This is a genomic window from Bradyrhizobium sp. Ec3.3 (genome assembly GCF_000472925.1).
In the GTDB taxonomy this organism is placed as follows: domain Bacteria; phylum Pseudomonadota; class Alphaproteobacteria; order Rhizobiales; family Xanthobacteraceae; genus Bradyrhizobium.
The window spans coordinates 139,538-152,365 of the sequence record NZ_AXAS01000019.1; the positions used below are offsets into that span (position 1 = coordinate 139,538).

Annotated in this window: 12 protein-coding genes; 9 read left to right on the plus strand and 3 right to left on the minus strand. The window is 62.2% G+C overall.

Annotation, left to right across the window (positions count from 1 at the left end; translation table 11 throughout):
- Together YUU_RS0121220 and YUU_RS0121225 are read right to left on the minus strand one after the other, a co-directional pair.
- Entirely contained in the window at nt 1-723 is a 723-nt protein-coding gene (locus tag YUU_RS0121220) for an ABC transporter ATP-binding protein (RefSeq protein WP_027524213.1), read from the minus strand.
- Complete coding sequence (locus YUU_RS0121225) at nt 720-1,496, minus strand: ABC transporter ATP-binding protein (RefSeq protein WP_245288064.1); 777 nt, start codon at nt 1,494-1,496, stop codon at nt 720-722. The genes YUU_RS0121220 and YUU_RS0121225 overlap by 4 nt, the downstream gene beginning before the upstream one ends.
- Before the next feature lie 98 nt (nt 1,497-1,594).
- On the opposite strand from YUU_RS0121225, the gene YUU_RS0121230 reads away from it, so the two are divergent.
- Nucleotides 1,595-2,515 carry a LysR substrate-binding domain-containing protein gene (locus YUU_RS0121230; protein ID WP_027524215.1) on the plus strand — a complete coding sequence of 307 codons (921 nt, stop codon included), beginning with the start codon at nt 1,595-1,597 and terminating at the stop codon, nt 2,513-2,515.
- A 103-nt stretch (nt 2,516-2,618) separates the two neighbouring features.
- Here YUU_RS0121230 and YUU_RS0121235 read toward each other — a convergent pair whose 3' ends face one another.
- Complete coding sequence (locus tag YUU_RS0121235; protein WP_027524216.1) at nt 2,619-3,650, minus strand: LacI family DNA-binding transcriptional regulator; 1,032 nt, start codon at nt 3,648-3,650, stop codon at nt 2,619-2,621.
- A 350-nt stretch (nt 3,651-4,000) separates the two neighbouring features.
- Between YUU_RS0121235 and YUU_RS0121240 the strand changes: the two genes are divergently transcribed.
- From YUU_RS0121240 to YUU_RS0121275, 8 genes are all read left to right on the plus strand, one after another.
- Nucleotides 4,001-4,795, plus strand: a complete 795-nt coding sequence (locus YUU_RS0121240; RefSeq protein ID WP_027524217.1) for a TIM barrel protein — start codon at nt 4,001-4,003, stop codon at nt 4,793-4,795.
- A gap of 82 nt (nt 4,796-4,877) precedes the next feature.
- Nucleotides 4,878-5,816 (plus strand): sugar ABC transporter substrate-binding protein, encoded by a 939-nt coding sequence (locus tag YUU_RS0121245; RefSeq protein WP_027524218.1) that lies wholly within the window; start codon nt 4,878-4,880, stop codon nt 5,814-5,816.
- A 120-nt stretch (nt 5,817-5,936) separates the two neighbouring features.
- Nucleotides 5,937-7,475, plus strand: coding sequence for a sugar ABC transporter ATP-binding protein (locus tag YUU_RS0121250; protein WP_027524219.1), 1,539 nt, complete (start codon nt 5,937-5,939; stop codon nt 7,473-7,475).
- 54 nt (nt 7,476-7,529) lie between these two features.
- Nucleotides 7,530-8,552: an ABC transporter permease gene (locus YUU_RS0121255; protein WP_051389827.1), complete on the plus strand. Its 1,023-nt coding sequence runs from the start codon at nt 7,530-7,532 to the stop codon at nt 8,550-8,552.
- 185 nt (nt 8,553-8,737) lie between these two features.
- The gene (locus YUU_RS0121260) at nt 8,738-9,640 is read left to right on the plus strand and encodes a sugar phosphate isomerase/epimerase family protein (RefSeq protein WP_027524221.1); all 903 of its coding nucleotides are present in this window, start codon (nt 8,738-8,740) and stop codon (nt 9,638-9,640) included.
- A gap of 25 nt (nt 9,641-9,665) precedes the next feature.
- The gene (locus YUU_RS0121265; protein WP_027524222.1) at nt 9,666-10,841 is read left to right on the plus strand and encodes a Gfo/Idh/MocA family protein; all 1,176 of its coding nucleotides are present in this window, start codon (nt 9,666-9,668) and stop codon (nt 10,839-10,841) included.
- Between the two features lie 10 nt (nt 10,842-10,851).
- Entirely contained in the window at nt 10,852-11,781 is a 930-nt protein-coding gene (locus YUU_RS0121270) for a sugar phosphate isomerase/epimerase (protein ID WP_027524223.1), read from the plus strand.
- A 28-nt stretch (nt 11,782-11,809) separates the two neighbouring features.
- A complete protein-coding gene (locus tag YUU_RS0121275; RefSeq protein WP_027524224.1) occupies nt 11,810-12,820 on the plus strand; it encodes a Gfo/Idh/MocA family protein in 1,011 nt (336 codons plus the stop codon).
- Nucleotides 12,821-12,828: the final 8 nt, after the last annotated feature.

Sequence of the window (12,828 nt, forward strand, 5' to 3'; positions counted from 1 at the left end):
TCAGTGATCTCCGAAGCCGAAATAGGCCTGCTTCAGGCGATCGTCCTTGATCATGTCGGTGGCCGCCCCCTCCAGAACGATGCGACCTCCGCGGATCAGGATCATCCGTCCACCGGTCATCATGGCGCGGGTCGAGCTTTGCTCGACGATCAGGAGCGTGAGCTTGCGCTGCGCCCGCAGCCGCACCAGGATCTCGTAGACCTGGTCGATGATCTTTGGCGCGAGGCCGAGCGACGGCTCGTCGATCGCCATGATGCGCGGAGCGGCCATCAGTGCGCGACCGATGACCAGCATCTGCTGCTGGCCGCCGGAGAGCATGCCGGCCGGGGTGTGGCGGCGCTCGGCCAGCATGGGGAATTCTTCGTAGACGGACGCCAGATCGTCGGCGATGTTCTTGCGGTCGCGCCGCATGCCGGTGCCGACCTTCAGATTCTCCTCGATCGTCAGCGCGCCAAAGACGTTCCGCCCCTCCGGCACCAGCGAGAATCCGCGCCGGGCGATGTCTTCCGGTGATGCGCCCGCGACTTTTACGCCGTCCATCGTGATGGAGCCTGATCCGGGCGGCACGACGCCCGCGATCGCGTTGAGCAAGGTCGACTTGCCGGCGCCGTTCGGGCCGGTCACGAACAGAACTTCGCCTTCGTCGATTTTCAGTGTGACCCCACGCAGGGCCGTCAAGCGCCCGTAGCTGACCGTGATATCGTCGACGGCGAGCAGCGTCATGACGCGACCACCTCTTCAGCGACGATCGGCGGAATCAATTCGTCGCGCTGCGTGCCCATATAGGCGTGTCGCACCGCATCGCTGTCGCGGATCTCCGCGGGTGTACCGTCTTCGATGATTTCGCCGGAGTCGAGGACGAAAATGCGCTCGCAGAGCTCGAGAACGAGGCCGATATTGTGTTCGATCAGGAGCACGCCGACGTTGAGCTCACCCGCGATCCGCCGGATGATCGCGGCGAGATCGTGGCTCTCATGCTCGGACATGCCCGCCGCAGGCTCGTCGAGCAGCAGATAGCGCGGCGTGCACATGATGGCGCGGCCGATGGCGACACGCCGCTCGTCCGTGTAGGGCAGGGCACCCGCGATGGTATTGGCCAGATGCGAAATGCCGAGCCAGGCCAGGACACGCTCGGCCTCCGCCATCGCATCACGACGGGCCTGGCCGAGGCCGACGCCGGTCACCTCCAGGTTGTCCATCACCGGCAGGTCGCGGAAAAGCCGGCCCGACTGGAAAGTCCGCGCCACGCCTTTGCGTCGCAACTTGTGCGCCGCAATGCCGTTGAGCGGTTCGCCCTCCAGTTCGACGCTACCGATGCCGACCGGCTGAAAACCTGTAAGTACATTGATAAGGGTGGTTTTCCCGGCGCCATTCGGGCCGATCAGCCCGGTGATACGTCCCCGCGGTACGGTCAGGGTAACGCCGGACAACGCTTTCAAGCCTTCGAATTGGACGCTGACATCGCGAGCGACCAACTCCGAGCCACCGGACATCATCTCAACGCCTTCTTACCCGCGAACCGATGGATTGATTTTTCCGTTCCACCGGGTGATTGTAAAATTCGAAATATCGTTCGCTGATATCGGAAATTTTGATGTCTCTGACGTTCCGTCAGGTTCGGCATTTCATCGCCACGGCCGAAACCGGACGCGTTTCGGCGGCCGCGGCCGCTCTGAACGTGACGCAGTCGGCGGTTACGGCCTCGATCAAGGCGCTGGAAGCCGAGCTCGGCCGCAAGCTGTTCGACCGTCACTCGAACGGCGTGACGCTGACCTTCGACGGACAGGAGTTTTTGCAACGCGCCCGCGCCATCGAGGCGAGTGTGTCAGATGCGATGCGCGGTCCGCATCGCTGGGGAACGCAGGTTGACGGCACAGTCGACGTGGCCGTCAGCTACACCGTTGCCGGATATTTCTTGCCGCCGCTGTTGTCCCGCTTCTGGCGTTCCTTTCCAGGTATAACGATACGTCTGCACGAATTTCAGCGCGATGCGATCGAGCAGAGTCTGATCAGCGGCAGTGTCGATGCGGCGGTCATGCTCGTCTCGAATCTGCATGACCGGCACTCCATTCGTTCGCGGCTGTTGCTGCGTTCGCCGCGTCGCTTGTGGACTTGTGCCAATCATCCGCTGCTCCGGAAAGATAGCATCAAGCTGGCAGATCTGGCGAGCGAGCCCTATCTGATGTTGACCGTCGACGAAGCCGAGCGCTCCGCGATGCGTTACTGGCAGCACACGACGCACGTGCCAAACGTTATCTTCCGCACTCTGTCGGTCGAAGCCGTTCGCAGCATGGTCGCGACCGGCATGGGAATCACCATCCTTTCGGACATGGTCTATCGTCCGTGGTCGCTCGAGGGACATCGTATCGATCTCAAGACGCTCGATGACGATGTCCACACCATGGATGTCGGGCTTGCCTGGAAGAGCAAGGCAGAGCTTTCTCCGGCGGCCCGCGCGTTCTGCGAGTTCGTCGCTCATTCCTATCCCGGATCCGAGCCGGTCCAATTCGACTAGCGAGCCGCTTGGCTCTGCCGAGGTGGGTTGAAGCTTGATCTCAATGCCTTCGTCCACGCGCTGGATTTAGGTACTGTTTGGCGCCAGTGGGTTTATTCCCCAGTCATAGCGATTCCGGCAGATAGAGATGAGGTTCCAGAAAGCGCTGCCCAGGTAGGCTTTCGCCGGGGCCCCGCGTGGCATTGACCATTAAAGACACGAGATCCCTGCTGAACTCCTCAAGTGGAGTGCAGACCGCCAACAATACGTAGCGATCAGACAGCGCGGCCCGGGATTCGGGCGTCAACTCGTTCACGATGAGCTTGACCTCTCCCGGCCTGCGCGCTTCGCGCAAAGCCGAGATTGCGCCCTCCATGCCGCCTCCGGCAACGTACAATCCTTTGAGGTCAGAGTGGCGCTCGAGCAGGTCGAGCGTCGCTTCATGCGTGAGTTGAGGTGTCTCCAAGTTGACGAGAGTATCGAGCACTGTGCATCTTGGGTGGTATTCTCGGAAGTAGCTGCGGAAGCCTGTTTCTCGCAATTCATGCCCGTGCCAGCGATGACCGCCGACGAAGACCGCGACTTTTCCCGGCTCGTGCATGGCCGTCGCAAGCATATAGGCCGCGACACGCCCCACCTTGAGATTGTTAAGTCCGACATAGGCTGCGCGTTCACCTTGGGCGTAGTCCGAAAGCAACGAGACTGTCGGCACGCTGGCCGCCTTGAGATCGGTTACGGCTGCAGTGGTGTCCTGATGATTGGCGGCGACGGCGGCCAGCGCATCGACCCGGGAGCCGATCGCGCGCATCATCTGCGCCATGTCCTTGGTTGTCTGTGTCGGGCAGAACTCGATGATCGCCTGCGCTGAAATGCCTGGAGCGGTTTTGACCGCATGTTCCAGATGCCGCGCCATCGACTGATAGAAGCTCTGCTCCGGTTTGGTCAGCAAAAAACCCAGCCGGAAATTCGGCAGATCCGGGTTCAGACGCTGCTCGATCAGCCGCGTGGCGTGATAGCCGACTCGTACGGCGGCCGCGAAGACGCGGTGCGCAGTGTCGGAGCGGACGTTCTGGCGCCCGTTGAGAACACGGTCGACGGTCGAAGGGCTGACACCCGCTTCCCTCGCCACGTCGATGATGGTCGGTCTGTCAGCCATTTGCACCGCTCATCCTGATGTAATTTACATCATTTAGCCTCAACGTATTGATGCTTTTACGGCGCGTCAAGCTTGATCGACTGAATGAGCATTGGAGTCAGTGGGCGAGAAATGAGGTTCATCTATCGGAAAAGCGAGGGACATCTGTTCTGATGGCTATCACGGCTAGCGTGGTGGCGTCGCCTCATAAATACGTCAGGATACGTCATACAATGACGTGAAATACCCCACTTTCCTTGACGTTCACTGCTTCAGCATCGTTACATCCTCGCGTCGACACGCCGAATAAACAAGCAGACATCAACAGGCCGGAGGAACAGGCGGACATGCTGCCCATAGCGATCAATCACATGACGGTGCCGGGGCTGCGCTACGAGGGCCTCTTTGCGCTTGCCAAGCGGCTCGGTTGCATTGGCGTCGAACTGCGCAATGATCTGGCTCAGCCGCTATTCAATGGCGACGCCCCCGGCGTCGTGGCCGCCAAGGCCAAGAACCAGGGGTTGCGGATCGTCGGCCTGTCACAGGTCTATCCGTTCAACGACTGGTCGGATGCCCGTCGCGCCGCTGTAGATGCCCTGATCCGGACGGCGTCGGCTTGCGGGGCGGAGACCATCAGTCTCATTCCGCGTAACGACGGCCGGGGCCTCGGCGCGGGCGAGCGGATCGGCAACCTGCGCCTTGCTTTGCGTGAGATCGCGCCCATGCTGGAGGCGGCGGGCATGATCGCCCTTGTCGAGCCGCTCGGCTTCGAAACTTCCTCGCTCCGTAGCAAGGCGGAGACGATCGAAGTGATCGAGAGTCTCGGTGTGGCGCGCCAATACAGGCTCGTTCACGACACCTTCCATCATCACCTCGCCGGCGGCGGTCCCCTTTTCCCGGAATACACGGGCATCGTCCACGTCTCCGGCGTTGTCGATGTCGATCTCGCGGTAGCCGACATGCGCGATGCCCACCGGGTTCTCGTCGACGAGGCGGACCGGCTCGGCAACATCGCCCAGATCGAAGCTCTGCTGGCAGCCGGATATGCCGGACCGATCTCGTACGAGGCCTTCTCTCCGGCAGTGCACGCGCTGGCCGATCCGGAGAGCGCGCTGCGTCGATCAATTGGCTTCTTGAACGAAAGGGTCTCTCTCACGCCAGCGTAACGGCAGCCGCCGGCATGCGGCGGAAAACACGACCGGCGTAATCAGCGTGGACGCCGGCCACGCAGAAAAACGGGAGGAAATAATGAGGAAGCTTGTGCTCGCGGCCGCCATTTCGGCGCTCATGTCCGGATCGGCCTTGGCCGAGAACATCGGCGTCTCGATGGCCCTGTTCGACGATAATTTTCTGACAGTGCTGCGCAAGGCGATCCAGGACAGTGCCGCGAAGCAGAACGTGAAGCTGCAAATCGAAGACGCACAGAACGATGTCGGCAAGCAGCTGAACCAGATCCAGAACTTCGCCGCGGCCAAAGTCGATGCCATCATCGTCAACCCGGTCGATACCGACGCCACGGCGGCGATGAGCAAGGCCGCGGCGGACGCCGGCATCCCGCTCGTCTTCGTCAACCGCATGCCGGTCAATCTCGAAAAGCTTCCGTCCAATCAGGCCTTCGTTGGCTCGAACGAGGCCGAGTCCGGCACGCTTGAAACCAAGGAAATCTGCCGCGCACTGAAGGACAAAGGCAAGAAGGAAGCCCGGATTGTCGTCATGATGGGCGAACTTTCGAACCAAGCGGCCCGCCAGCGGACCAAGGACATCGAGGATGTGATCGCCACTCCGGACTGTAGCTTCATGAAGATCGTGGAGAAGCAGGCCGCCAACTGGTCGCGCACCCAGGCGGCCGACCTCATGACCAACTGGCTGTCGGCCGGGCTCAAGTTCGATGCTTTCATCCCGAACAACGACGAGATGGCGATCGGCGGCATCGGGTCGATCAAGACTGCGGGCCTCTCGACGAAGGAGATCCTCGTCGGCGGCATTGACGGCACCAAGGACGGACTCGCGGCCATGCAGGCCGGCGACCTCGCGGTGACCGTGTTCCAGAACGCAGCAGGTCAGGGCCAGGGCGCCGTTGAGACCGCGCTCAAGCTCGCCAAGGGCAGCAAGGTCGACAGCACCGTGTGGGTGCCGTTCGAACTCGTCACGCCGGCGAATCTCAAGAACTTTCTCTCCAAGAACTGAGCCGGAAGGTCTTCCGGCCGTAGGCATGCCCTCTTGCGAGCCTGCGGCCGGTGACGGCGGCGGAACGACGACGGGCGCGGAGAAGCCGCCCGCAACCCCACGACGCTGGGAGGAAAGACCATGCTGAGTCCGAAAACGCTGGCAGCGGTCGCTCGCTACAAGGAAAAGATCGAACAGGACGGTCTTCTGGCGATCGAAGGTATTCGCAAGGAATTCCCAGGCGTGGTTGCACTTGACGACGTGCGCCTGCGCGTCCGGCCGGGCACCGTCCATGCGCTCATGGGCGAAAACGGGGCCGGCAAGTCCACTCTCATGAAGATCATCGCCGGCATCTATCAGCCCGACGCCGGCGAAATCCGGCTCTTCGGCTCGCCCGTTACGCTCAAGTCTCCACTTGATGCGCTGGAGCAGGGGGTCGCGATGATCCACCAGGAGCTGGCGCTGATGAACTGGATGACGGTCGCGGAGAACATCTGGATTCGCCGCGAGCCGCGGAACCGGTACGGTTTGATCGATCATGCGCGCATGGCGGCAGTGACGCGGGAGTTGTTCGACCGGCTCAATCTGAGCCTGGATCCGATCGCACAGGTTTCCGAGCTGACGGTGGCGCAGAAGCAGATGGTCGAAATCGCCCGTGCGATGAGCTACAATTCCAAAATCCTGATCATGGACGAGCCGACCTCGGCGCTGACCGAACGTGAGGTGGAGCATCTCTTCGAGATCATCCGCGATCTCAAGGCCGGCGGGATCGGCATCGTCTACATCACCCACAAGATGAACGAGCTGTTCGCGATCGCCGACGAATTCACGGTGTTCCGCGACGGGCGCTACGTTGGCACCCATGCCGCGAAGGACGTGACGCGCGACGACATCATCCGGATGATGGTCGGACGAGAGATCACCGACATGTTTCCGAAGGTCGATTGTCCGATCGGCAATGTCGTGCTGGAGGCGAAGAACCTCACCCTGAAGGGGGTGTTCCACGACATTTCCTTCACGTTGCGCCGCGGTGAGATCCTCGGGCTGGCAGGGCTGGTCGGGTCCAAGCGCTCCAATGTCGCAGAGGCGCTGTTCGGCGTGGTGCCGGCCGAGGCCGGACAGATATTGATCGATGGCAAGCCGGTTATCATCGACAGTCCGGCGACCGCCATGAAGCACGGCATCGCCTTCCTCACGGAGGACCGGAAGGAGACTGGCTGCTTCCTGATCCTTGATTGCCTCGCCAACATCCAGTCAGCACTGATCACCGGCGCGCATGTGAGGGCCGGCTTTGTCGACGAGAAGACGGTGACGAGACTTGCTGCGGAGATGGCGGCGAAGCTCAGGGTCAAGACACCCGACCTCGCCGAGATCGTCGAAAACCTTTCGGGCGGCAATCAGCAGAAGCTGTTGATCGCCCGCTGGCTCCTGACGAAGCCCCGGATCCTCATCCTCGACGAACCGACGCGCGGGATCGACGTCGGCGCGAAGTCGGAAATCCACCGCCTGATCACTGGCCTCGCCGCCGAGGGCGTCGCCGTTCTCATGATCTCATCGGAGCTGCCGGAAGTGCTCGGCATGAGCGACCGCATCATGGTGATGCACGAAGGACATGTGGCCGGGTTTCTCGATCGTGGCGAAGCAAACCAGGTCAAGATCATGGATCTCGCCGCACGCTGAGCTGCTGGGCCGCACAAGTTACGGGAACAAGAAAGAGCAAAGGAGGAATCGATCATGACTGAGGCGGTCGTTCAATCCGTGCAGGCCGTGCCGAAGCCGACGCGGCGGTTGCCGCCCGAGTTGAGCATTCTGCTCGTTCTCATCGGCATTTCCGCGACCTTCGAGATTCTGGGATGGCTGGTCCAGGGGCAGAGCTTCCTGGCGAACCCGCAGCGCCTGTCGATCATGATCCTCCAGGTCTCGGTCGTCGGTATCATCGCCATAGGCGTGACCCAGATCATCATATCCGGCGGCATCGACCTTAGCTCGGGCTCCATCGTCGGCGCGACTGCCATGATCTCGATGAGCCTCGCCCAGGTCAGTACCTATTCCCGCGCTGTCTATCCCGCGCTGACGGATATGCCGGTCATCGTGCCGATCGTCGCGGGGCTGCTTACGGGCCTTCTGTGCGGCGTCGTGAACGGTGCACTGATCGCTTACACCCGAATTCCACCGTTCATCGCGACGCTTGGAATGATGGTGACGGCGCGCGGTTTCGCGAAGTGGTACACGAAGGGCCAACCGATCAGCTTCCCGACGGACAGCTTCGCCGCCTTGGGCTCCAAGCTCACTCCCGTCTTCATTTTCCTGTTCGTCGCCGTGGCGATGCATGTGGTGCTGCGCTACACGCGCTACGGCAAATTCACCTACGCGATCGGAGCCAACCCGCAAGCGGCGCGCGTGACAGGCATCAACGTCGAACGCCACATCGTCAAGATCTATGCTGTCGCCGGTTTGTTGTCCGCTCTCGCCGGCATCGTCGTGGCTGCGCGCGGCCTCACCGCGCAGGCCGGCATGGGCCAGATGTACGAGCTCGACGCGATCGCCATGGCGGTGATCGGCGGAGTATCGCTGTCGGGCGGGCGCGGCTCGGTCCTGGGAACCACGATCGGCATGATTATCTTCGGCGTGGTCGTCTCCGGTTTCACCTTCCTGCGTATCGACGCCTACTACCAGGAGATGATCAAGGGCGCGATCATCGTGGCCGCCGTCGTGACAGATGTCCATCGCCAGAAGAAGCGGCAGAAGAAATCATGAGCTTGATCGCCTGACGTCACAATCGCCGGCGGCAGGCGAGATCTTTCCTTCCGAGGTCTCGAGGCCAGCCGGGAAAACAAGAGCTTCAACCTGTCAGGGACCGCCAGGTCCAAGCCGAAGCCGCCCGCGGTCTACCGATCGGGAGCGGCCCCGGACCGGACCAGTTCACACCAAGGAACAGATAGATGCGTATCGCGCTCGATCCCTTCATGCACCGGCACCTCTCGCTGGAAGCCTTGCCCGTCAAGGTGAAAGAACTCGGCTATGACTGGATCGAGCTTTCGCCGCGGGGTGATTTTCTCGAATGGTTCAAGGCCCCGCGTGTTTTTCCGGAACGCATCCGGTCCTTCAAGCAGGCGCTGAAGCAGGCCGACGTCCGGATTGCCTCGCTGCTGCCGATGTATCGCTGGGCGTCCAACGACGAGGTCGAGCGCTGCGCCGCCGTGCGTCACTGGAAGCGCGCCATCGAGATCGCCGTTGAGATGGAGGTCGATACGATGAACTCCGAGTTCGGGCGAGGTCCGCATCCGGACAAGGGCTCCTGCTATTGCTGCCATACCGGTTCGATGATCGAAACCTGCGAGGACGCGTGGTGGCGCTCGATGGAGGAACTGGTGCCGATCTTCGAGAAAGAGGGCATCAGTCTGCATATCGAACCGCATCCTGAGGATTGGTGCGAAACCCTGCAGCCCGCCGTCGACATCATCCGGACCGTCAATTCCAAGCGCGTGAAGTTCCTCTACTGCGCGCCGCATACCTTTTATTTCGGCGATGACACCAAGGCGATGCTTCGCGAATGTGCCGATGTCCTGGCGCATGTGCATGTCGGTGACACCTTCAATCACAAGGCCTCGTCCGGCCTGCGCTATATCCTCAATCCGCCGGGCACGAACGCCCGCGTGCATCAGCATCTCAACATCGGCCAGGGCGAAGTTCCCTGGGACGATTTCTTCGGCACGCTTGCCGAGATCGGCTTCGACGGCATCATGAGCTCCTGCGTCTTCGCATGGGAGGACAAGGCCGACGAATCCGGCCGGTTCATGCGGCGGAAGATGCAGGAATACATCGACAGGCACTGGAAGAAGTAGTCGGAACGGAAAGCGAGGAGCGTCCATGCTGAACGGCGAGAGAGTGATCCAGCGACCGCTTCGCTGGGGTTTGGTGGGCGGTGGGCGCACGAGCCAGGTGGGCTACAAGCACCGCACCGGCGCGCTGCGGGACAACACGGCCTATACGCTGGTGTGCGGCGCCTTCGATGTCGATGCGGCACGCGGGCGGGATTTCGGGATCAATATCGGCGTCGATGGTGAGCGCTGTTATCCCGACTACCGGACCCTGATAGGCGAAGAAGCGAGGCGACCGGATGGGGTGGAGGTCGTCACGGTGGCCACGCCCAATCACACGCATTTCGAGATCACGAAAGCCTGCCTCATGGCCGGACTTCACGTCATCTGCGAGAAGCCTCTCTTCTTCAAAATGGAGGAATGCCGCGAGATCGAGCGGCTCGCGGGCGACAAGGGATTGATCGTCGGCGTTGCCTACAGCTATTCGGCCTTTCCCATGCTCCTGCAGATGCGGGCCATGGTCGCCAAGGGCGTGCTGGGTGATATCCGCATCGTCGACCTCTGCTACATCCACGGTTTCAATTCGGCTGACGATTCCAACGCGTCCGAAGCGCAGAGGTGGCGGACGAACCCCGCAACGAGCGGGCCGACATTCGTGCTTGGCGACCTCTCCACGCACACTTATTACATGAGCCAGATGGTGCTGCCGCATATGAAGGTCACCAGGCTCCTGTGCGACCGGCAGAGCTTCATCAAGTCGCGCGCGCCGCTCGAAGACAACGCCTATGTGCTCTTCCACTACGACAACGGTGCCGTCGGCCGCTTATGGTGCTCGTCGGTCTGTGCAGGCTCGATGGACTCGCAGACGATCCGTATCGTCGGCTCGCAAGGTAGCCTCATCTGGCGTGACGCCCATCCCAACGAACTCTGGTATGAGGTTCAGGGCCGGCCGGTTCAACTCATGAGCCACGGCATGCCTTACCTCGACGAGCTGTCCCTTGGCAGCGATCGGATGGGCGCCCTGCACGCCGAAGGTCTTGGGGACTCCTGGTCGAACGTCTATCTGCGCCTCGCGCAGGCGATCGACGCGAAGCGGCGAGGCGACCAGGCAGCGCTCGATGGCCTGATCTATCCGGGTCTCAAGGACGGCGCCGAAGGCGTCCGCTGGATCGAGAACTGCGTACGCTCGGCCGATGCCGGTTCGGTGTGGGTGGATTTCCACTGAGGGGTCGGGGATGATCAAGCCGATCACCATCACGACCGCCCCCTGTTGCTGGGGCGTCGACGACGTCAGGAATCCCCATCTGCCGGCGTGGGAGAAGGTGCTTGACGAAGCGGCCGCGGCCGGGTTCGGCGGTCTCGAGCTCGGGCCCTACGGCTACCTGCCCCTCGCTTCGGCCCGGGTCTCGGACGCGCTTGAGCGCCACCGGCTCAGCATCGTCGCCGGGACCATCTTCGATGATTTGGTCTCTCCGGAAAATCGTGACAATCTGCTCCGGCAAACTGATGAGATCTGCGCGCTGATCGTGAGCCTTCCCAAACCCGCGACCCATGATGGCCAGCGTCATGAGGCGCCTTACCTCACGGTCATGGATTGGGGACACGACGTGCGCGACTTCGCAGCCGGCCATTCGGATCGCGCGCCGCGCCTTGGTGCGAAAGGCTGGCGAATCATGGTCGAGACCATTCGCGCCATCGCGGCGCTCGCCCGAAACAAATACGGCGTGCGCGCCGTGATCCATCCCCATGTCGGCGGTTACATCGAGTTCGCCGACGAGATCGAGCGCATCGTTGCGGATGTTCCGTCCGAGCTAGCCGGCCTCTGCCTCGACACCGGTCATCTCGCCTATGCGGGCATGGATCCGGTCGACATGCTGTGGCAATACCGTGAGCGCGCCGACTACATCCATTTCAAGGACATTGACCCAGGCGTCTTCGGCACCGTGATGAACCAGCGTATCCGTTTCTTCGATGCTTGCGCCAAGGGCGTGATGTGCCCGATCGGCAAGGGCTCTATCGACTATCCGGCCATCCGGACGCTGCTTAGCGACATCGGCTATGGCGGTTACATCACGATCGAGCAGGAGCGCGATCCCCGCAATACCGGCTCGATCCTCGGCGATCTCGCGGCCAGCCGCGATTTCCTGCGGCGAGCAGGCTTCTAACACCACCGAACAGAAAGTGAGACCAGCAATGACAGTCAAGATCGGCGTGATCGGCTCGGGAGCCATCGGCCGCGACCATGCCCGCAGGATCAACCACGTGCTCGCGGGAGGCAGGATCGTTGCCGTCACCGACGTGAATCGGGCGGCGGCGGAAGCCGTCAAGGCGGACGTGGCGCCGGATGCGGCGATCTACGCGACGGGGGAGGAGCTGGTCGCGGCGAAGGACGTCGATGCAGTTCTCGTCACCTCCTGGGGCGCGACGCACGAGCAATATGTTCTCGCGTCCATTGCTGCCGGCAAGCCCTGCTTTTGCGAGAAGCCGCTCGCCACGACGGCGGAGGGCGCGCGGCGGATCGTCGAGGCGGAGGCGGCTCTCGGCCGCCGGCTCGTACAGGTCGGTTTCATGCGCCGCTATGATGCGGGCTACGTCGCCCTCAAGGAGGCGATCCGGACGCGAACGGGCGCACCGATCATGGTCCACGCCGCGCATCGAAACCCCACGGTGCCCGAGGCCTACGTCACGCCGATGGCGATCCACGACACGCTGATCCACGAGATCGACGTGCTGCGCTGGCTGCTGGACGACGACTACGTCTCGGCGCGCGTGCTGTTTCCGCGCCGAGCCGCGCGGTCGCATGCCAAGCTGCGGGACCCGCAGGTGGTGGTGCTCGAGACGAGGAAGGGCGTGCTTATCAACGTCGAGATATTCGTGAACTGCCACTACGGCTATGACATCCAGTGCGAAATCGTAGGCGAGGACGGAACCGCGTGCCTGCCCGAACCTATGGCGGTCGAGCTGCGGCTCGGTGCGAAATTGCAGAACGACATCCTGACCGATTGGAAGGACCGTTTCGTCGCAGCCTATGACGTCGAGCTTCAGGACTTCCTGAAAGCCGCGGCGGCGGGGACGGCAACGGGTCCGAGCTCCTGGGACGGCTATGTCGCAGCGATCACCTCCGATGCCTGCGTTGCTGCACAGGAAAGGGAAGGCGCGCCCGTCGCCATCAAGATGGCAGACCGGCCGTCGCTCTACCGCTGACGAGGAGC

Bases quoted from the DNA above. Each gene is read 5' to 3' on its own strand.
- YUU_RS0121225 (WP_245288064.1), bottom strand. From the start codon at position 1,496: ATGATGTCCGGTGGCTCGGAGTTGGTCGCTCGCGATGTCAGCGTCCAA.
- YUU_RS0121245 (WP_027524218.1), top strand. From the start codon at position 4,878: ATGAGGAAGCTTGTGCTCGCGGCCGCCATTTCGGCGCTCATGTCCGGA.
- YUU_RS0121270 (WP_027524223.1), top strand. From the start codon at position 10,852: ATGATCAAGCCGATCACCATCACGACCGCCCCCTGTTGCTGGGGCGTC.
- YUU_RS0121255 (WP_051389827.1), top strand. From the start codon at position 7,530: ATGACTGAGGCGGTCGTTCAATCCGTGCAGGCCGTGCCGAAGCCGACG.
- YUU_RS0121275 (WP_027524224.1), top strand. From the start codon at position 11,810: ATGACAGTCAAGATCGGCGTGATCGGCTCGGGAGCCATCGGCCGCGAC.
- YUU_RS0121220 (WP_027524213.1), bottom strand. From the start codon at position 723: ATGACGCTGCTCGCCGTCGACGATATCACGGTCAGCTACGGGCGCTTG.
- YUU_RS0121250 (WP_027524219.1), top strand. From the start codon at position 5,937: ATGCTGAGTCCGAAAACGCTGGCAGCGGTCGCTCGCTACAAGGAAAAG.
- YUU_RS0121240 (WP_027524217.1), top strand. From the start codon at position 4,001: ATGACGGTGCCGGGGCTGCGCTACGAGGGCCTCTTTGCGCTTGCCAAG.
- YUU_RS0121265 (WP_027524222.1), top strand. From the start codon at position 9,666: ATGCTGAACGGCGAGAGAGTGATCCAGCGACCGCTTCGCTGGGGTTTG.
- YUU_RS0121230 (WP_027524215.1), top strand. From the start codon at position 1,595: ATGTCTCTGACGTTCCGTCAGGTTCGGCATTTCATCGCCACGGCCGAA.
- YUU_RS0121260 (WP_027524221.1), top strand. From the start codon at position 8,738: ATGCGTATCGCGCTCGATCCCTTCATGCACCGGCACCTCTCGCTGGAA.
- YUU_RS0121235 (WP_027524216.1), bottom strand. From the start codon at position 3,650: ATGGCTGACAGACCGACCATCATCGACGTGGCGAGGGAAGCGGGTGTC.